This window comes from Collinsella sp. OM08-14AT, assembly GCF_003438115.1.
Classification (GTDB): domain Bacteria; phylum Actinomycetota; class Coriobacteriia; order Coriobacteriales; family Coriobacteriaceae; genus Collinsella.
The window spans coordinates 1-18,658 of the sequence record NZ_QSTE01000021.1 but is presented as its reverse complement, the minus strand read 5'-3'; the positions used below and the strand labels follow the sequence as shown (position 1 = coordinate 18,658).

The window sequence follows — 18,658 nt, the reverse complement described above, 5'->3', positions numbered from 1 at the left end:
CCTGGGTTTGGCGCAGGGCGGCCTTTGCTTTTGTGGGGGAGGGGCTGTATGCCCGAGATGTCCGAGCCGACAATTCGCCTGGCGACGCCCGATGATGCGCCGGCGCTGCTTGCCATCTATGAGCCATATGTACGCGAGACGGCGATAACCTGCGAATACGAGGTGCCGAGCGTTGAGGAGTTCGCCGGGCGCATCGAGCGTACGCTCAAGCGCTACCCGTATTTGGTGATGGAGCTGGACGGGCACCCAGTGGGCTATGCCTATGTGAGCGCGCTTAACAGCCGCGAGGCCTATGACTGGTCGGTCGAGACGTCGATCTATCTGGCGCGCGACGTGCGCCACGGCGGGCTGGGCCGCAGGCTGCACGACGCGCTCAAGCAATGCTTGGTCGCGATGGGCATCACCAGCATGTGCGCGCTCATCGCCGTGCCGCACGATAAGGACGACGAGTATCTGACGCACAACAGCCAGGATTTCCATGCCCATATGGGGTATCGCCTGGTGGGTGCCTTTGACCGCTGCGCCCAAAAGTTCGGCCGCTGGTACGACATGTGCTGGATGGAGCTGGTCCTGGCCGAGCGCGTCCCTAACCAACCCAAACCAACCTGGTTCCCCGACCTCCCCAAACCTACCATTTAGGGACAGGTTTATTTTGGCAGGTTAGCCGATGGGCTCGGTGTATTTGGCGCGGTCGGTTCGTTGGATGCGTTTGGAGACGTGGAGCGGGCGGCCGTCGGTGTCATAGACGTAGTCGGTGATCAGGATCAGCGCCTGCCCGCGCTCGACGTTGAGCAAAAATGCCTCGTTTTGTGAGGCATAGCACACCTCAAAGGTCTTGTGCCCCTGCGCCGGCGCACGATGGAATTCCTGGCGCAGCGTGGCGTAGAGCGAACCGTTGATATCGCGATCGATGAGCGACCCAAAGCTTAGCGGCAAATAGGTGGTCTCCAGGCACAGCGGCGCATCGTCCAGGTAACGCAGGCGGACAAGTTTGACAAGCTTGCTGCCCACGCTAGCGTCAAAGAACTTGGCCACGCTGCCCATTGCTTTGGCAAAGCCCGAGTCCACCGTGCGCGTGGTGGGCTTCATGCCCTGTCCCTGGATCTGCGCCGTATAGCTCGAAAACACCAAGTTGTTCTCGTGGAGCGCCGGCGTGTCGGCCACAAAGGCGCCGCGCCCGCGCTCGGTTCGAATCAAGCCCTCGTCAACTAACACCTTAAGCGCGTGGCGCACGGTACTGCGCGACAGCCCCGATTCGTCCATGAGCTCCATCTCGGACGGCAGCTTGTCTCCGCACGCGTAGATGCCGGCGGCGATGCGGTCACGCAGCGTACCCGCCAGACGCTCGTATTGGGCCAAGTTCTTTTTCGACGAAGTGCTCATGCGAACAACCTGTATCTAACCTGTATGCTTACTGAACCAAGCATGTATCCAACATGACAACAAAACCGCTGATAATGGATTGCCGAAAACTTTACCAGCAAAATATCTAAGATAAATATAGCATACAACTAGTTGACATAACCAAAACATGTATGTAACTTGTATGCCATCGAGAGCATCAAACGAGAAGAAAGGCTGATGCACGATGACTACTCAGGAACAGGTTAAGGACGTCGTCTCCCAGGTTTTGGCTGACAAGGCAGACAAGGGCGGCATCAAGCGCGTCGTGTGGATTGGCGCCGGTGGATCCAACGGCGGCAACTATCCTGCCCAGTACTTTATGGAGCACGAGGCCACGCAGGTCGTGAGCTCCAGCTACACCAGCAACGAGTTCGTGCACGCCACGCCTGCCTACGTCAGCGAGAACACCCTGGCCGTCGTCGTGTCCATGCGCGGCACCAAGGAGACCATCGTCGCCGCCCAGGTCGCCAAGAACCACGGCGCCAGCACCATCGCCATCTATGTTGACGAGTCCGCCCTCACCGAGGTCTGCGACTACAAGATTCAGTACGACAGCCTGGCCGTCGACGAGTCTTGCATGGGGCGCACCAACTCCGCCGTCGTGACCATGATCGCCGTGGAGCTCACGCAGCAGACCGAGGGCTATGCCGAGTACGAGACCGCTATGGCCGCCTTCGACCTGGTCGATCCCATCTATCGCAAGGCCGTCGAGTACACCCGTCCGCTCGCAGCCAAGTGGGCCGAGCAGAACGCCGACAAGCCTTGCATCAACGTTATGGCTCAGGGCCCGCTCTTTGGTGCCGCCTACGTCTTTAGCATCTGCAACGTGCAGGAGATGCTGCAGATCGACTCCTGCACCATCAACACCTGCGACTTCTTCCACGGCCCCTTCGAGATTCTGGACAAGCGTACCTCGCTGTTCCAGCTCATCAGCGTCGGCCGCAGCCGCTGCAACGACGAGCGCGGCATCCGTTTTGTCAATCAGTACGGTGGCGAGCGCGTCTATCAGCTCGACGCCAAGGAGCTCGGCCTCAACGACATCAAGGACAGCGTGAGCGAGTACTTCAACCACCTGATCTTTGCCCCGATCCTCAACAACGTGTACATGCGTGCACTCTCTGCCGTTACCCACAAGGACTACATGACGCGCCGCTACATGTGGAAGCTTGAGTATTAGTTACGGCGTTTTACCAAACGCCGTAACCGCTCGACGCTGCAAACCCGCCAGAGCGGCAATCTGCCTTTCAGCTTCGGCGGCATGACCAGAAGGTCAATGCCGCCTCACTTCAAGGCACCTTGCTCGCTCTGGCTGGTTTTCGCTGACATTGCCAAAACATCGACGATACCGTGGCTGGCGGGACACTCCCTTTGTCTAGAGATTTCCCGTTTGGCGATTTGTGCCTTGAAAAATGTATATAACGACTATAACGTAGTGTGAAACATATTGGAAACAATACCGAGGAGGCTGCGTTGAAGAAAAGCAATCTGGGCTATGTGCTGGTGCTGATCGCCGCGCTTATGTGGGGCAGCATCGGAATCTTTGTAAACGGCATCTCGGCCATGGGCGTTACGTCCCAGAGTATGGCTGCCTTTCGCTTGTTGTCGGGTGCCGTCTTAATGGCTCCGGTCTTGGCATTCATGGGTTGCCAGGGAGGTGCTCGTGAGGGAAAGGCATCGGGTCCCCTGGCACTGTTCAAGGCAAGTCCTAAAGAGCTTGTTCCTTGTGCGCTTCTTGGCATTATCGGCCTCGCCACCGCTAACACGCTTTATTACGAGTGCATGGGCGAGGTGGGCATGTCCACGGCCTCGGTGCTGCTCTACACCTCGCCGGTGTTTGGCGTCATGCTCGGCCGCGTGCTTTATCGCGAGGATGTGACTCCCAACAAGCTCGTTGCCATCGCTTTTAACATAGGTGGATGTGTACTTGCAGTGACCGATGGCGACCTTTCCGGTTTTCATTTTTCGGTTTGGGGCGTCACGTCGGGCGTGATTGCGGGCTTTTGTGGCGCGTCGCTCGCGGTGTTTAGCCGGATAGCAACCAAGACGGTCCACCCGCTGGCTGTCACGTTTTGGGGCCTTGTTTTTGGCGGTGCGGTTATGGCGGCTATCGCGGCTCCGTGGCCAGATGTCGCCGCGGCAATGTCGCCACAGCTGCTGCTGCTGTTCCTTGGCTTTGGACTCATCCCCACAGCCGTGGCCTATGTCTTATATATGCAGGGTCTGTCCATGGGGCTCGAGACGTCGAAAGTTCCCGTCGTAATGTCATTCGAGACGGTCGTCACCGTGCTGCTGGGCATTGGTGTCTACGCCGAGCCCGCCGGTGCGATCAAGGTTCTGGGCATCGTGCTGGTGCTCGCGTCCATCCTGATTATGAACACCGACTTCTCCAGGCTGCGCAACAGTGTGTTTGTCGGTCATGTCGTTGAGAGTATGACCTTTAAGCCCAATGCGTGGTGGACGGAGAAATCGCAGGACATGGATCTGTTTAAGGAACGCACCGGCATCGCGCTGGAGCCCACCGTGCAGGAAAGCCCCTGGTACTTCGTGCGATAAGGGATTGCGCACGGCGTCCGACCTGGGATTATCCAGCCAGCGCCGGCCTACCCAGCCCCAACGTTTCAAGTACGTTAAACCCGTCAACGGTCGATTTTCACCCGCGAACGGTCTTTATACTAATTAGCAATATCCGCAACGTATAAGACGTTATAATGACCATAACGAAAAGGAGGAGGCAAGATGAATCAGATCATTCTCGCATCTCATGGCGGCCTGGCCGCAGGCGCCAAAGACACGCTCGAGATGGTTCTCGGCGACGTGTCGAACGTCCACGTCGTGTCGCTTGCTCGTGACGACAAGGAGCCCATCACCAATAAGGTGGACGCCATGATCGCCACGTTCAACGCGGACGACACCGTCTATGTGCTGACCGATATGCTCGGCAGCTCGGTCAACAACAGCATGGTCGAGCTTTCCAAGAACGGCACGAAGTTCACGGTTGTCAGCGGTTTCAACATCCCGCTGGCGCTCACGCTCGCTATGAGCCCCGTCCCCGTCAAGGGCGCCGAGCTCGCGGCCCTCATCAACGAGGCCCGCACCGGTCTGACCAACCCCAACGCACCGGTCGAGGCCGCCGCGGCTCCCGCCAAGAAGGCCAAGGCACCCCGTCACAGCTCCGGTCCCGCCAAGATCGTCCTCGCACGTCTTGACTACCGTCTGCTGCACGGCCAGGTCGTCTTTACCTGGACCACCAAGGTTCAGGCCGAGCGCATCATCGTCGTCGACAACGCTGCCGCCAACGATGACATCAAGAAGGGCGCTCTTAAGCTGGCCAAGCCCCAGGGCGTGCGCCTGAACGTCTTCACCGTCGAGCGTGCCCTCGCCAAGATGGACAAGCTCAACACCCTCGGCGAGCGCGTCATGTTCGTCTTTGGCAACACTGCCGAGATGCTGCAGTTCTGCCAGGGCTACAAGCTCGACGCCATCAACCTGGGCGCCACCGCCAACCACGACGGTGCCGAACAGGTCGGCGGCAAGGACAGCTCCGTCTTCTTCGACGCCACCCAGAAGGCCGACGTCAACCAGCTGCTCGACATGGGCATCAAGCTCTACGTCCAGCAGACCCCTACGTATCAGAGCGTCGACATCGACGCCAAGCTGTAATCAACCAGGCTTTTGCCTGACTGAAAGGAGAAGGGTATGAATACGTTCATCAGTGCGGTGCTCGTCGGCCTCGTCGGCGTGTTCTGCATGTGGGACTCCCGCCTGCTCGGTCGTCTTAACTTCGAGCAGCCCCTCGTTGGCGCTACGCTCGTCGGTCTGCTGCTGGGCGATGTGCCCACCGGCCTTGCCGTCGGTGCCGCCGTCGAGCTCGTGTCCATGGGCCTGGTGCAGGTCGGCGCCGCCGTTCCGCCCGATATGGTCCTGGGCGGCATCGTGGCAGCTGCCTTCGCGTGCCTGACCGATGCTTCTGCTGAGACCGCCATGACGATCGCCATCCCGGTCGCCGTCTTGGGTCAGCTCCTCGGCATCGTGTTCCGTTCCATCATCGCCGCCCTCACCCATGTGGCCGATAGCGCGATCGATAACGGTATCTTCAAGACCGCCTACCGTATGCACATCTGCGCCGGCTCCGGTCTGTACGCCATCATGTACTTCCTGCCGATCTTCCTGGCCGTCTTTGTTGGCACCGACCTGGTTCAGGCCATCGTCAACATGGTTCCCGAGTGGCTGTCCGTTGGTCTGAACGTTTCGACCAAGATCATGACCGCCTACGGCTTGGCCCTGCTGCTCACCATGATGATCAAGAAGGGTATGACTCCGTTCCTGTTCATCGGTTTCCTGCTCGCCGCCTACCTCGACCTGTCCGTCATCGCGGTCGCTCTGATCGGTGTGTGCCTGGCTATCGTCTTCATGGGCTTCAAGTTCAACGGTTCCCATGCAGCCGCCGGTGTCGATTCCGACTACGATCCGCTCGAAGACGACGAAGACTAAGGAGGAACACACTATGGCAACCGCAACCAAGGACGTGTCCCTGAACAAGAAGGTCAGCCAGTTCTTCTGGCGCTCCTGGGCCATCCAGGCCTCTTGGAACTACGAGCGTCAGATGAACATGGGCTTCCTCTACGGCATGGTCCCCACGCTCGATCGCCTCTATCCGGACGAGTCCGACCCCAAGCAGCTCGCTGCTAAGAAAGAGGCTTACCACCGTCACATGGCGTTCTACAACTGCACCCCGCAGACGAGCGCTTTCATCCTGGGCCTCGCCGCCTCCATGGAGGAGGAGTACGCCAAGGATCCCGAGAACTTCGACCCCGATTCGATCAACGCGGTCAAGACCTCCCTCATGGGTCCGCTTTCCGGCATCGGTGACTCCTTCTTCCAGGGCACCATCCGCGTTATCGCCTTTGGCCTGGGCGTTCAGCTGGCTCAACAGGGCTCCATCATGGGCCCGATCCTGGCCATGCTCATCTCCATCGTCCCCTCTGTGCTGATCACTTGGTTCGCAGCCAAGATCGGCTATCAGGGCGGCCACGAGTACCTGAGCAAGCTCCAGGGCGGCGACCTCATGGAGAAGCTCATGTATGTCTGCGGCATCGTGGGTCTTATGTCCGTGGGCGGCATGATCGCTACGCTGATCGGCGCCACCACCCCGCTGCAGTTCGCTGAGGGCACCGTCGTGATTCAGGACATCCTGGACGGCATGATGCCCCAGATGATCTCCCTCGGCCTCACCGGCCTTATGTACTGGCTCATCAAGAAGAACGTCAACACCGGTTGGCTTCTCGTGATCGCCATCGTGGGTGGCATCGCCCTCTCCGCGGCCGGCATCCTGGCCTAGTCGCGACCAAGCGTCTAACCGCTTTCCCCGGGGGCCTGCCTGGCATCCCATACCCCAGGCAGGCTTCCATCCCTAAATGTGTCAAAGGGACAGTTCCCTTGTCACATCCTCAACGGGCCGGCGACTCGGTCCTAACTACGGTAACCCTGCGTGCGTCCGGCAATGTGGCGCCGCAAAAAATCGAAAGGAATGTGTCAGATGTACGAGATCGACCTTAACCTCCCTAAGCAGATCGTCGCTGACGTCCTGTCCAACCACGAGATCCACAGCGTCGCCTTCGTCGGCTGCGGCGCTTCCATGTCCGACCTTTACCCCGCCAAGTACTTCCTGGCCAACAACACGGACAAGCTGAACGTTCAGATCTTCACCGCTAACGAGTTCAACTACGACACGCCTTCCTGGGTCAACGAGCACACCTTCGTGATCACCTGCTCCCTCGGTGGCTCCACGCCCGAGACTGTCGAGGCCAACAAGACCGCCAAGAAGCACAACTGCCCGGTCGTCTCCCTTACCAACAAGGCTGGCTCCGCTCTGACCGTCGACGCCGACCACGTCATCGTTCACGGCTTCCACGCCAACTACGCTGCCAAGTGCGAGAAGCCCGGCTACGCCATCGCTCTTGCACTCGAGATCCTTCAGCAGACCGAAGGCTATGACCACTACGAGGACATGATCACCGGCCTCACCAACGTCTTCGAGCTCTGCGAGAACGCCGCTCAGTCCGCCAAGGGTCTTGCCAAGCAGTTCGCCCAGGACTTCAAGGACGACAAGATGATCTACTTCATGGCCTCCGGTGCCTCCGAGAAGATGGCTTATTCTCACGCCGCCTTCCTGTTCACCGAGATGCAGTGGATCGATGCCGCCGCCTACAACACCGGCGAGTACTTCCACGGCCCGTTCGAGGTTTCCACCGAGGGTAAGCCCTACGTCTTCTTCATGTCCGACGGTGCCACCCGTCCGATGGACGCCCGCGCCCTCACCTTCCTTAAGCGCATGGGCGCCAAGGTCGCTCTGATCGACTCCAAGGACTACGGTCTGGCCGACGCCGTGCCGGCAAGCGTCGTCACCTACTTCAACCCGCTGCTGCACCTCGCCGTTATGCGCGAGTACGGCAACCAGATCGCCGAGGCCCGTCAGCACCCGCTGACCATGCGTCGCTACATGTGGAAGCTTTCCTACTAATCACAAGTAAGTAGACCTTACAGGTTGATTGAGAGGGGATGGGGTTTGCGCCCCGTCCCCTTTTTTGCTCTGGGGAGGGCGCGCCCGTCGCGCCGCAAAACCCCAGATAAAACCTACCAAAATAAACCTGTCCCTTTTTGGCGGGTGGGAGGAGATGCGTATGATCAAGGCAGTGCTGTTTGATATGGACGGCGTGCTGGTCGATACCGAGTGGTTCTACAACCGTCGCCGCGTGGCGTTTATGGAGGAAAAGGGGTTCCACTTTGACGAGATCCCCGATCTTTCGGGGTCTAACGAGCCTGCCATCTGGAAGTCGCTGGTGCCCGACGATGTTGAGCTGCGCGAGCGCTTGCGCGTTGAGTACAAGCAGGTCTACAGCCCGGTTCACCCTGTTCCGTATGCCGAGCTGCTCAACGAGCAGGCGGAGCCGGTGATGCGCGAGCTGCACGAGCGCGGCGTCAAGTGTGCCATCGCGAGCTCGTCCTATCGCGAGCTCATTGACGAGCTGGTGGAGATTGCCGGTATCACCGACGTGCTGGACTACACCATCAGCGGTCACGAGTGCAGTGCATTTAAGCCCGACCCCGAGATCTACCTGCGTGCCATGGAGGCACTGGATGTTGAGCCGTCCGAGTGCCTGGTTATCGAGGACTCGCCTTTGGGCATCGAGGCCGGCAAGCGCTCCGGCGCGCGCGTCCTGGCACTGCGTCCGCACGAGGGCGTTAACCTGGACCAAACGGGAGCCGACGCCGTCATCGACAACCTCGCCGACATTCTGACCGCTTTGTAGCGTCAATTCGCCGCAAGAAGTGCGGATTCACACGTCTCTTGCGGTGGATTGGCTCATTTTGGCTTTGATTTAGATCCGTTTGGCTTCGACTCGGACTAAGTGAGTAGACTTTTTGGCACATGCCGAGCACAAAGCGTATCTGCCTTAGTAAAACCGCAGGTCGGAGAGGTGGCTGTTTTGAGTGCGCTTGGTAGATCGCGAAAAGTCTACTCACTTAGAATTTGGCTCTTTGGTTGGGGAGCTGCTGGCTCGTTTTGGTTGTCGAGAGAGGGTGAATTGAAGCGCCCTCTCGCGCTCCATGCTACAATCGCCGGCATGCCCCACAATTACATCTGCCTTCGAAAGGAGCCTACGTGGCGAACGCCATCGATCAGCTCACGGACCGCGTGCTCGTGCTCGGCCGTCTCACCATCGTCCGCCGCGCCATTACTGCCGTGGCGGTCACCATCTCCGCCGTTCTCCAGACATTTCTGATTCAGGCGTTCATTCGCCCCGCCGACCTGCTTCCGAGCGGCCTCACCGGCGTCGCGGTCCTGCTCGATCGCGTCACCTCGCTCGGCGGCGTTCACATCGACATCTCGCTCGGCATGCTCGCGCTCAACATCCCCGTGGCGCTCCTGTGCTGGAGCGGCATTAGCAAGCGCTTCGTCATCTTCTCGATGATGCAGGTCATGCTCTCGTCGCTGTTCCTCAACGTCTTTCACTTCGCGCCGTTTTTGGGCGACAAGATCATGCTCATCATTTTTGGTGGCGTGGTCTCGGGTCTGGGCGCTGCCATCGCGCTTAAGTCCGGCGCATCCACCGGCGGCACCGACTTTATCGCGCTGTGGGTTTCCAACCACACGGGCAAGACCATCTGGGGCGTTATCTTTGGTTTCAACTGCTTTATCCTGGCGATCTTTGGCTTTATGTTTGGCTGGGACAACGCGGCGTACTCCATCGTGTTCCAGTTTATTTCGACCAAGACCATCGACAGCTTCTATCGTCGCTACGATCGCGTGACGCTGCAGATCACGACGCGCAAGGCCGACGAGGTCATGACCGCCTATGTTGACCATTTTCAGCATGGCATTAGCTGTGCCGAGGTCATTGGCGGATACAGCCGCGAGAAGATGTACCTGCTGCATGCCGTTGTCTCGACCTACGAGAGCCAGGACATTATCAAGCTGGTGTGCGACATTGATCCCGGCGCCGTGATCAATGTGTTCCATACGCTCAACTTTGTGGGCGGCTGGTGGGGCGGTCATGTCGACGAGCCCATGCCCACGGCCGTGCCCGATCCCGACAAGCCCGCGCGCATGGCCAGCAGGCAGGCGCGCCTCATCGATCAGGACAGCCTGCAACAGGACGACGGCAGGTAAGGATTTGCTGTATGCGGTGTATCGTTTTATCATTATGAGGTAACATGAAACTAGACGTTATATACGTATTAGTTATTTCAATATTTCGATAAGAGTGATTAGATATGCCTGCACCCAAAAATGCACCGCTTTACCAGCAGATTTACGACGAGATCAAGGATGCGATCGAGAAAGGTGTTTATGCACCCAAGGAGCGTATTCCGTCCGAGCTCGAGCTAGCCGAGCAGTACGAGGTGAGCCGAATTACGGTGCGTCGCGCCGTCGAGGAGCTGTGCTCCGATGGCTACCTGGTTAAGCAGCAGGGCCGTGGCACCTTTGTTTCCACGCCGCACATCAATCGCCAATTTCACGCCTCGACGCTGCAGACGTTTACCGAGCTTTGCGCCGATAACGGCATGAAGGCCGGTGCGCACGTAATCGATCGCCAGATTGTGCCGGCGCGCCAAAACGAGATGGAGTTCTTTGGCCTGCAGAAGGATGCGCTGCTGCTGCACATCAAGCGCGTGCGTACTGCCGACGGCGAGCCCATCTTTGAAGAGAACATCTTTGTGCCGTTTGACGCCTACCGTGAGCTGTTGACGGCCGATCTTGAGGACAAGTCGATTTTTGCCGAGGTCGAGCGTGTTGGCGGAACGCCGATTGTCTCGGTTGGTTACCGTACGGTCGAAGCCGTTCGCGCCAACGCCGAGCAGGCGGCTGAGCTGGGCATTGCTCCGCACGATCCGCTGCTCAACCTGCGCGCCGGCTTTATCGGACCCAATGGCGAGCCGGTCCTGATGGGTAAGCAGTACTACGTGGGATCGCGCTACGTTATGGTCATGTAGCTCTAGTTGCGCGGTTTTCCAAACCGCGCAACGGGCCGACGCTGCGCCCTTGGTTCCGCCGTTCTAGCGAACGGCGGACCGGTCGACGCTGCGCCTTTGGTTACGCGGTTTTACCAAACCGCGTAACGGCTCGACGCTGCAAGCCCGCCAGAGCGGCAATCTGCCTTTCAACTTCGGCGGCATGATCAGAAGATCAATGCCGCCTTGTTTCAAGGCACCTTGCTCGCTCTGACGGGCTTTCGCTGTCTGCGCCAAAACATCGGCGTTGCCGTGGTAGTCATTGGGGACGTTCTTAAACGACTAGTCATTCAAGAACGTCCCCAATGACTACCGCAGAATGAGCGTGGCCGGCAACCGTGGGGCACCGGTCCGCATGGCGGCGTATAATCGGCGGCAGATGACTTGGACGTTAGGAAACCATGACCGATAGCATGCAGCAGATGGCGCTCGACACGCTCGGCGCCTATTTTGGCTACACCTCGTTTCGCCCGGGGCAGGACCGCATGGTCGATGCGATCCTTGCCGGCCGCGACGCGCTGGGCGTTATGCCCACGGGCGCCGGCAAGTCCATTTGCTACCAGGTGCCTGCGCTCATGCTGCCCGGCATCACCTTTGTGGTGAGTCCGCTGCTGTCGCTTATGGAGGACCAGACCCGCGCACTGCTTGCGGCGGGCGCGCGCCCCAGCTATCTCAACTCCAGCCTTACGCCGGCTCAGCAAAATACCGTGCGCAAGCGGGCGCGCGAGGGTCGCTACCAGCTTATGTATGTGGCACCTGAGCGCCTGCTCGAGCCGCGTTTTCTGGCCTTTGCGCAGGAAGCTGCGGCCGAAGGCGGCATCGGCGTTCCGCTCGTGGCCATTGACGAGGCCCACTGTGTGAGCCAATGGGGTCAGGATTTCCGCCCCGCCTACCTGCAGATTCGCGAGTTTATCGATTCCCTGCCGCAGCGCCCCATCGTGGCGGCCTTTACCGCTACAGCGACTGAGCGCGTGCGTGCGGACATTCAGCAGATGCTCGGCCTGCAAAACCCGGCGACGGTGGTGACGGGCTTCGATCGCAAGAACCTCTACTTTGGCTGCGAGGAGATGGGCGACAAGGCTAAGACCGCGTGGGTGCGCGACTATGTGATCGCGCATTCGAGCGAGAGCGGCATCGTGTATTGCTCGACTCGCAAGACGGTTGATGCGCTGGCAGGAGAGCTTGCTGAGGCGTTGGGTCCCAGCGGCATTCGCGTTGGCCGCTACCATGCCGGCATGGGTAATGACGCCCGCCGCCAAAGCCAGCGCGCCTTTATCGACGACGATATTCAGGTGATGGTTGCCACCAACGCCTTTGGCATGGGCATCGACAAGCCCAACGTGCGCTACGTCATCCATAACAACGTGCCCGAGAGCATCGAGGCCTACTACCAGGAGGCGGGCCGCGCCGGCCGCGATGGCGATCCGGCCAGCTGCCACCTGCTGTGGAACGGCAACGATTTTCGCATGCGCCGCTTTTTGATCGACCGCGGCGATGCGGCCGACGAGACGCTCGACGACGAGCAGCGCGCGTGGGCGCTCCAGAACCGATATCGCCTGCTCAGTCAGATGGAAGGCTATTGCAACACCACCGGCTGCCTACGCGAATACATGCTGCGCTACTTTGGCGACGAGGCCGCGGCCGAGCATACGGCCGTGGGCGGCGCCGCCGCGGATGAGGCCGAGGGCTGTGGCAACTGCAGCAACTGCCTCACGCAGTTCGAGGTCGAGGACGTCACCGGTATGGCTCGCGCCGCCGTGCGCTATGTGGCCACGCGCCCCATGCGCTTTGGCAAGTCGCTCATCGCCGATGTGCTTCACGGCGGCAACACCGAGCGCATTCGCCAGATGCATCTGGACGAGGACCGCGGCTATGGTGGGCTGTCGAGCGAATCGGTCGGCCGCATCAAGGACATCATCGGCCAGCTGTGCGGCCGCGGTTATTTGGCCACCTCGCAGGGGCAGTACCCTGTCGTGGGCCTGGGTCCGCGTGCCGGCGAGGTCGAGGACGAGGCGTTTGCCTTTACCGTTAAGCGTCGCGCGTCCAAGCGCAAGGCCTCGGCCCGTGCTCGCCGTGCGGTGGATCTGCTGCGCGAGGAGGCCGAGCTGGATCAGCGCCCGCGCGTGGGCGACGATGCCGAGCTGTTCGAGCGCCTGCGTACCCTGCGCAAGGAGATCTCGACCGAGCTCGAGATGGCGCCGTACATGGTCTTTTCCGACAAGGCCCTGCGCGGCCTGTGCCGCCTGCGCCCGCAAACGCGCGACGAGCTGATTCAGGTCAACGGCATCGGCGAGAAAAAGGCCGATGCCTTTGGCGAGCAGTTTATGGCGGCGATTGAAGAGTTTGAGTCCGAGCATGCGCGGGATGGAGCGTAACGATGGCAACCGACGATAAAACCGACCGCGCTGGCGTATCCGCCGTACCGCTGTACCAGCAGGTCATGGACGACCTGAAGGGCGAGATCGCGCGCGGCGTGTATGCGGCCGGCTCGCGCATTCCTTCCGAGATGGAGCTCGCGAAGTCTTACGGCGTGGGACGCATCACCGTGCGTCGCGCCATCGAGGAGCTGTCGCGCGCGGGATATCTCAACCGACAGCAGGGGAGGGGCACCTTTGTGTGCGCTCCCAAGCTCAAGCGCAAGATTGTCCAGAAAGGTGACGTCCAGAGCTTTACTGAGGGTTGTGCCGCCAACGACATGGTGGCCGGAGCGCGTCTGGTGTCGCGTACGGTGGTCGCGGCGACGCGCGAGGATGCGGCGTTCTTTGGCGTGGAGCCCGGCTGCGAGCTCATCGTGGTCGAGCGCGTGCGCACGGCGGATGGCGTGCCCGTCATGCTCGAGAACAACGCCTTTGTGCTGGCCGACCATCCCTACCTGCAGACGCTTGCCGATAAGGACCTCACCGATAACTCGATCTTTGCGCTCGTTGCCGAGCATTCGGGCCGCGCGCCGCTCAAGTCCGACCCCTGTACCGTGGAGATTGCGCTTGCCGATGCTCAGGCGGCCCCGCTGTTGGAGGTGCCGGCCGGCGAGCCACTCTTCTATATGGAGGCGTACTTTACCGATGAGGACGAGCGGCCCCTGCTGCTCGGGCGCCAAAAGATCGTGGGCTCGCGCTACGTGTTCGACATCTAACGTCCATAGATAGAACAACATAGAACAAATTTGCTGAAATGACTTCACCTGCGACAGCTCGCATGCTATAAATAGAACAACATAGAACGACTGCAGGTACGAGCTGCCGTCGTCCAAAGCCGCCACACAAGGAGGAGCGTCACCGTGAACGCACACGATCTGATTCAGGAAATTATCGAGCGCAAGGGTAAGATCGAGAACGTCTTTTGGATCGCCTGCGGCGGTTCGATGATCGACCTGATGCCGGCTAACGAGCTGCTCAAGCGCGAGGCCACTACGTTTGCCTCGACGGTCTACACCGCGCGCGAGTTTTGCCTGATGGCCCCCAAGAGCCTGGGGCCGAAGTCGCTCGTCGTCGCCTGCAGCCACAGTGGCAACACGCAGGAGGTCATCGACGGTTGCGAGATGGCGTTGACTGCCGGCGCCGAGGTCGTCGCCCTCACCGACTGCGAGGGCTCCAAGATCGACAACGGCAAGTGGACCACCTGGGTCTACCCCTGGGGCGAGGGTGTGTCGCAGGCCGAGGTGCCGCAGGGCATCGGCGCTCTGATCGCCGCCGAGCTGCTCGACCAGCAGGAAGGCTACGAGGCGCTCGCCGACATGTACGAAGGCCTCAAGCAGATGGATGCGCTGCTGCCCGCCGCCCGCGAGAAGGTCAACGCCGAGCTGGGCGCCCGCTTTGCCGAGCTCTGCCAGCAGCACAAGTTCTTCTATATCCTGGGGTCCGGCCCCAACTTTAGTCAGACCTACGCCATGGCCATCTGCTCGCTCATGGAGATGCAGTGGCAGCACTGCTGCTATATCCACTCCGGCGAGTACTTCCACGGCCCCTTCGAGGCTACCGAGCCCGGCGTGTTCTACTTTGTGCAGCTCGGATCGGGTGAGTGCCGCCCCATGGAGGAGCGTGCACTCGCGTTCCTCAACACGCACACCGATACGATTATGGTGCTCGATGCGCTCGAGTACGGCGTGGGCGAGGTACCTGCCAGCGTGCGTTCGTTCTTGGAGCCGATCTTCTTTTACGCGATGAGCTGCGAGCTGCGCGCCGCCCGCGGCAAGGTGTTCGACCACAGCCCCGAGATCCGTCGCTACATGGGCATCGAGCAGTACTAAGTAACGGGAAAACCATTCACCTTCGATTCGCAAGGGCACTGCGTGAGTCAAAAAAGCGGGCCGCGCCGGGGATTTCCGGCGCGGCCCGCTTAGTATCGCGCTTAGATTCGCAAGGTTGCGGCAGCCAGCGGCCTACTTTGCGTCGTAGGCCTCGGTGTCCCACCAGTCGAGCTGGGCGATGTTGTCGCGGATGTGCTGGCAGCTCTTGTGGAAGCCCTCGAGCTCGTACTCGGACAGGTCGAGCGTGTAGACCTCCTCGACGCCCTCGGCGCCGATCACGCACGGCAGGGAGGTGAAGATGCCCTCCTCGCCATACTGGCCGGTCATGAGCGTGGAGGCGGAAAGCACGGCGTGCTCGTTGTGCAGCACGGCGGCGCAGACGCGCGCGGCGGAGTTGGCGACGGCGTACTCGGTGCACTGCTTGCCCTGGTAGGTCACATAGCCGCCCTTGCGCGCGAGCTCCTCGATCTCCATGTGGTCGAAGGCGTACCTGTCGGGGTTTTCGGCCTGAAGCTCGTTAAGGCTCTTGCCGGCGATGGTCGCGGACTTAAAGGCGGCCAGCTGGCTAAAGCCGTGCTCGCCGATCATGTAGGCGTCGATGGACTTGGGGCTCACGCCGACCTTCTTGGAGATCTCGGTGCGCAGGCGGGCGGAGTCCAGGCCGCAGCCCGAGCCGATGATCTTCTTGGGATCGTAGCCGGTCAGGTGCCACAGCTCGGTGCACACGACGTCGCAGGGGTTGGAGATGCTCACGAAGATGCCGTCAAAGCCGGCGTCGACGATGCGCTTGGCAAAGCTGCGGGCGGCGTCGGTGGTAAAGAACAGCTCACCGTCGCGGTTGCCGGCGGCCAGCGCGACCTTGCCGGCAGCGTTGACGATGACGTCGCAGCAGGCCAGCTCCTCGTAGTGGTCGTAGCAGTTGACGATCTTGGTGTTGTACGGGACAAACGAAAGGGAGTCGCGCAGGTCCTGGACCTCGGATGTCACCTTGGTCTCGTTGATATCGCACAGGTACAGCTCATCGGCAATGCCCTGCATGAGCAGGCTGTTGGCGACATGTGCTCCTACGTGGCCCTGGCCGACCACACCGATCTTACGCGTCTGGTACATATATGTATCCTTTCGGCCGAGTTTCTCGCGTCGAACCATTGTAGCCTTCTGCCGTCACTTTGCTAGGCTAAAGCGAAGTAGATTTTTGGGACATGCTTTAATCTCTACTTTTGGAGTGATTTGGGCCGCTGGCGACATCGCCGGGCGATGTGCTCGCGCGGATGGGGCCGCTCGTTGTACCATAGCTGCAACTGACTCGTAAGGAGCATCCATGCCCATTCGCATCCCCGACGCCCTCCCTGCCGCCGCGCAGCTCGAGAGCGAGAACATCTTTGTCATGACCGAGTACCGCGCGCTGCACCAGGACATCCGTCCGCTGCGCGTGCTCATCCTCAACCTCATGCCCACCAAGATCGCCACCGAGACGCAGATCATGCGCAAACTCTCCAACACGCCGCTGCAGGTGGAGGTGGACCTGCTGCGCACCAAAACGCACGAGGCCACGCACGTGAGTGCCGGCCACCTGGAGACGTTCTACCGCACGTTCGACGACATCCGCGACATCCACTATGACGGCCTGATCATCACGGGCGCGCCGGTGGAGCAGATGCCGTTCGAGGAGGTCGACTACTGGCCCGAGCTCTGCCAGATCATGGATTGGTCCACCACGCACGTGCACTCTACGTTGCATATTTGTTGGGGCGCACAGGCGGGGCTCTACCATCACTACGGTATCCAGAAGCACGACCTGCCGGCAAAGGCGAGCGGCGTGTTCGAGCATTATCTGGTGAAGCCGCAAAGCCCGCTGGTCCGCGGCTTCGATGACCGTTTCTATGCCGTGCATTCGCGCAACACCGATGTGCGTCGCGAGGACGTGGAGGCCGAGCCGCAGCTTGAAGTCGTGGCCGTGTCCGACGAGGTAGGCCTGTACATTGTCAAGTCGACCGACAGCCGTCGCTTCTTTGTTTTTGGCCATCCCGAGTACGATACCGACACGTTGCGTCTGGAGTACGAGCGCGACGTTAAGCGCGGCCTCAACCCTCAGGTGCCGGCGCATTACTTCCCGGGTGACGACCCCACCGCCGAGCCGCGTAACGTCTGGCGCAGCCAGGCTCAGCTGTTCTACACCAATTGGCTCAACTACTACGTCTACCAGACCACACCCTACGACCTGGCCCGCGCCGGCGAAGAGCACTAGGCCTGTCGGGAGGTGCGCCAGCCGTTAGGCGCTGATGATGTGGGGTAGCGGCAGGTCGTGGACATCGGTGGGAACGTGATCGACACGCTGCTCGTCAAAGGCGATACCGACGATTTGGCATGCGGGCGAGAGCATGGGCAGGTAGCGGTCGTAGCAGCCGCCGCCGTAGCCCAGGCGCGCGCCGGCGTGGTCGAAGGCTACGAGCGGCACGACGATCATGTCGAGAGCCTTGGCAGGCACGATGGGGAAGTGGTCGCTGTCGACGTTCATGGCTGCGAAGGCCCGCGTGGGGCGGGCGATAAACGGGGCCTCGGACGCATCGCCGGCAGCAACTGCCCGCATGCACATGCGCTGGCCGCAAGCCACGGCGTCTGTTGCCGAGAGCATGCACGGATAGGCTACGCGCCAGCCACGTTTGGCGGCCGCAGCGGCAAACGCGGCTGGGTCGACCTCGGAATCCATCGCGGCATAGACGGCAACGGTGTGCGGCGCCGTGGTACCCAAGCGATCCAACAGCTCAACGAGTCGCGCACAGATAACGGCAGACTTCGCCGCCCGCACATCCAAATCAAGAGCATCGCGCCGAGCAATCACCACCCGCCGCAACTCAGCCTTGTCCATCCCAGCCTCCTCTAGCAAACCTGCCAAAAAGGGACAGGTTTATTTTGGCAGGTTTTATCTGGGCAAATGTCGAAACCACCACAAAGGTGCCTGTCCCCTTTGTGGTGGTTTTGGCCCATGCGTTAACGCTATAGCGCCGCAGCGATCGCTTCAGTCACAAACTTATTGAGTGACTCGCCCTTCTTTGCCGCTGCCAGCGCCGCCTGTTTGTGGAGCTCAGAGCCCGTTCTTACGTTGAACGAGCCCTTAAAAGCCCGCTCGGGCTCTTTGCCCTTCTCGGCGCAAAACTCAAGGTAATCGTCGACGACGTCGTGGAAGCATTGCTCAACTTCGTCAGCCGTGGAGCCCTCAAATACGATTGCGTCCCTAATGCCGGCGACCATACCTGTTAGCACATGCTGTTCGGCATCGAACTCGACCGGGGCGAAATAACCCTTGTATGCCAAAACGTTACTCATGACTACCTCCGACATCTTGCAGAAAGCGAACGATGTTCCAAGGCGTTCCGCTTCATAGCTGCAACTATATTACAGTTGCAAATTATATCTGATGCAGACACCCATGTTCGAACCACCGCAAAGGCGCCTGCCCATTACAGTCTGAAATAGGCCATCGATAAATTTCGA

The 18,658-nt window shown here is 60.3% G+C and carries 18 protein-coding genes; 14 read left to right on the top strand and 4 right to left on the bottom strand.

Annotated elements, in window-relative coordinates; genetic code table 11:
- The first annotated feature begins 48 nt into the window (after positions 1-48).
- Positions 49-639, top strand: a complete 591-nt coding sequence (locus DXC18_RS09580; protein WP_117716983.1) for a GNAT family N-acetyltransferase — start codon at positions 49-51, stop codon at positions 637-639.
- Positions 640-660: 21 nt separating this feature from the next.
- On the opposite strand, the gene DXC18_RS09575 is transcribed toward DXC18_RS09580, so the two are convergent.
- Positions 661-1,383 (bottom strand): GntR family transcriptional regulator, encoded by a 723-nt coding sequence (locus DXC18_RS09575; RefSeq protein ID WP_117716982.1) that lies wholly within the window; start codon positions 1,381-1,383, stop codon positions 661-663.
- A 205-nt stretch (positions 1,384-1,588) separates the two neighbouring features.
- Here DXC18_RS09575 and DXC18_RS09570 point away from each other — a divergent pair, with 205 nt between their 5' ends.
- The 12 genes from DXC18_RS09570 to DXC18_RS09515 all read left to right on the top strand — a co-directional run bounded on the left by DXC18_RS09570 (position 1,589) and on the right by DXC18_RS09515 (position 15,163).
- Positions 1,589-2,581 (top strand): SIS domain-containing protein, encoded by a 993-nt coding sequence (locus tag DXC18_RS09570; protein WP_117716981.1) that lies wholly within the window; start codon positions 1,589-1,591, stop codon positions 2,579-2,581.
- A gap of 293 nt (positions 2,582-2,874) precedes the next feature.
- Positions 2,875-3,957: a DMT family transporter gene (locus DXC18_RS09565; RefSeq protein ID WP_117716980.1), complete on the top strand. Its 1,083-nt coding sequence runs from the start codon at positions 2,875-2,877 to the stop codon at positions 3,955-3,957.
- Between the two features lie 183 nt (positions 3,958-4,140).
- The gene (locus DXC18_RS09560) at positions 4,141-5,064 is read left to right on the top strand and encodes a PTS mannose/fructose/sorbose transporter subunit IIAB (RefSeq protein WP_117716979.1); all 924 of its coding nucleotides are present in this window, start codon (positions 4,141-4,143) and stop codon (positions 5,062-5,064) included.
- A gap of 36 nt (positions 5,065-5,100) precedes the next feature.
- Positions 5,101-5,895 (top strand): PTS sugar transporter subunit IIC, encoded by a 795-nt coding sequence (locus DXC18_RS09555; protein ID WP_117716978.1) that lies wholly within the window; start codon positions 5,101-5,103, stop codon positions 5,893-5,895.
- Between the two features lie 13 nt (positions 5,896-5,908).
- The gene (locus tag DXC18_RS09550; RefSeq protein ID WP_117640939.1) at positions 5,909-6,742 is read left to right on the top strand and encodes a PTS system mannose/fructose/sorbose family transporter subunit IID; all 834 of its coding nucleotides are present in this window, start codon (positions 5,909-5,911) and stop codon (positions 6,740-6,742) included.
- 189 nt (positions 6,743-6,931) lie between these two features.
- Positions 6,932-7,924: an SIS domain-containing protein gene (locus DXC18_RS09545; RefSeq protein WP_117637431.1), complete on the top strand. Its 993-nt coding sequence runs from the start codon at positions 6,932-6,934 to the stop codon at positions 7,922-7,924.
- A 160-nt stretch (positions 7,925-8,084) separates the two neighbouring features.
- The gene (locus DXC18_RS09540) at positions 8,085-8,714 is read left to right on the top strand and encodes an HAD family phosphatase (RefSeq protein WP_158552061.1); all 630 of its coding nucleotides are present in this window, start codon (positions 8,085-8,087) and stop codon (positions 8,712-8,714) included.
- 353 nt (positions 8,715-9,067) lie between these two features.
- On the top strand, positions 9,068-10,075 hold the full coding sequence (locus tag DXC18_RS09535) for a YitT family protein (RefSeq protein WP_117583851.1): 1,008 nt from the start codon (positions 9,068-9,070) through the stop codon (positions 10,073-10,075).
- Positions 10,076-10,179: 104 nt separating this feature from the next.
- Positions 10,180-10,899, top strand: coding sequence for a GntR family transcriptional regulator (locus DXC18_RS09530; protein WP_117716976.1), 720 nt, complete (start codon positions 10,180-10,182; stop codon positions 10,897-10,899).
- A gap of 419 nt (positions 10,900-11,318) precedes the next feature.
- Positions 11,319-13,292: an ATP-dependent DNA helicase RecQ gene (locus tag DXC18_RS09525; protein ID WP_117583849.1), complete on the top strand. Its 1,974-nt coding sequence runs from the start codon at positions 11,319-11,321 to the stop codon at positions 13,290-13,292.
- Positions 13,293-13,294: 2 nt separating this feature from the next.
- A complete protein-coding gene (locus DXC18_RS09520; protein ID WP_117629032.1) occupies positions 13,295-14,050 on the top strand; it encodes a GntR family transcriptional regulator in 756 nt (251 codons plus the stop codon).
- Positions 14,051-14,194: 144 nt separating this feature from the next.
- On the top strand, positions 14,195-15,163 hold the full coding sequence (locus DXC18_RS09515; RefSeq protein ID WP_117629031.1) for an SIS domain-containing protein: 969 nt from the start codon (positions 14,195-14,197) through the stop codon (positions 15,161-15,163).
- Between the two features lie 132 nt (positions 15,164-15,295).
- On the opposite strand, the gene DXC18_RS09510 is transcribed toward DXC18_RS09515, so the two are convergent.
- On the bottom strand, positions 15,296-16,273 hold the full coding sequence (locus DXC18_RS09510; protein ID WP_117716975.1) for an L-lactate dehydrogenase: 978 nt from the start codon (positions 16,271-16,273) through the stop codon (positions 15,296-15,298).
- Positions 16,274-16,484: 211 nt separating this feature from the next.
- On the opposite strand from DXC18_RS09510, the gene metA reads away from it, so the two are divergent.
- On the top strand, positions 16,485-17,411 hold the full coding sequence (gene metA, locus DXC18_RS09505; protein ID WP_117716974.1) for a homoserine O-succinyltransferase: 927 nt from the start codon (positions 16,485-16,487) through the stop codon (positions 17,409-17,411).
- 24 nt (positions 17,412-17,435) lie between these two features.
- Here the strand turns inward: metA and DXC18_RS09500 are convergent, their stop codons facing one another.
- Positions 17,436-18,032 carry a 5-formyltetrahydrofolate cyclo-ligase gene (locus tag DXC18_RS09500; RefSeq protein WP_117716973.1) on the bottom strand — a complete coding sequence of 199 codons (597 nt, stop codon included), beginning with the start codon at positions 18,030-18,032 and terminating at the stop codon, positions 17,436-17,438.
- 128 nt (positions 18,033-18,160) lie between these two features.
- Entirely contained in the window at positions 18,161-18,490 is a 330-nt protein-coding gene (locus tag DXC18_RS09495) for a type II toxin-antitoxin system HicB family antitoxin (RefSeq protein WP_117716972.1), read from the bottom strand.
- Positions 18,491-18,658: the final 168 nt, after the last annotated feature.

What these genes read in the sequence shown, in the direction of transcription:
- DXC18_RS09495 (WP_117716972.1), bottom strand. Translation starts at nt 18,490, where the DNA reads ATGAGTAACGTTTTGGCATACAAGGGTTATTTCGCCCCGGTCGAGTTC.
- DXC18_RS09510 (WP_117716975.1), bottom strand. Translation starts at nt 16,273, where the DNA reads ATGTACCAGACGCGTAAGATCGGTGTGGTCGGCCAGGGCCACGTAGGA.
- DXC18_RS09560 (WP_117716979.1), top strand. Translation starts at nt 4,141, where the DNA reads ATGAATCAGATCATTCTCGCATCTCATGGCGGCCTGGCCGCAGGCGCC.
- DXC18_RS09580 (WP_117716983.1), top strand. Translation starts at nt 49, where the DNA reads ATGCCCGAGATGTCCGAGCCGACAATTCGCCTGGCGACGCCCGATGAT.
- DXC18_RS09550 (WP_117640939.1), top strand. Translation starts at nt 5,909, where the DNA reads ATGGCAACCGCAACCAAGGACGTGTCCCTGAACAAGAAGGTCAGCCAG.
- DXC18_RS09540 (WP_158552061.1), top strand. Translation starts at nt 8,085, where the DNA reads ATGATCAAGGCAGTGCTGTTTGATATGGACGGCGTGCTGGTCGATACC.
- DXC18_RS09545 (WP_117637431.1), top strand. Translation starts at nt 6,932, where the DNA reads ATGTGTCAGATGTACGAGATCGACCTTAACCTCCCTAAGCAGATCGTC.
- DXC18_RS09525 (WP_117583849.1), top strand. Translation starts at nt 11,319, where the DNA reads ATGACCGATAGCATGCAGCAGATGGCGCTCGACACGCTCGGCGCCTAT.
- metA (WP_117716974.1), top strand. Translation starts at nt 16,485, where the DNA reads ATGCCCATTCGCATCCCCGACGCCCTCCCTGCCGCCGCGCAGCTCGAG.
- DXC18_RS09555 (WP_117716978.1), top strand. Translation starts at nt 5,101, where the DNA reads ATGAATACGTTCATCAGTGCGGTGCTCGTCGGCCTCGTCGGCGTGTTC.
- DXC18_RS09530 (WP_117716976.1), top strand. Translation starts at nt 10,180, where the DNA reads ATGCCTGCACCCAAAAATGCACCGCTTTACCAGCAGATTTACGACGAG.
- DXC18_RS09570 (WP_117716981.1), top strand. Translation starts at nt 1,589, where the DNA reads ATGACTACTCAGGAACAGGTTAAGGACGTCGTCTCCCAGGTTTTGGCT.
- DXC18_RS09500 (WP_117716973.1), bottom strand. Translation starts at nt 18,032, where the DNA reads ATGGACAAGGCTGAGTTGCGGCGGGTGGTGATTGCTCGGCGCGATGCT.
- DXC18_RS09575 (WP_117716982.1), bottom strand. Translation starts at nt 1,383, where the DNA reads ATGAGCACTTCGTCGAAAAAGAACTTGGCCCAATACGAGCGTCTGGCG.
- DXC18_RS09520 (WP_117629032.1), top strand. Translation starts at nt 13,295, where the DNA reads ATGGCAACCGACGATAAAACCGACCGCGCTGGCGTATCCGCCGTACCG.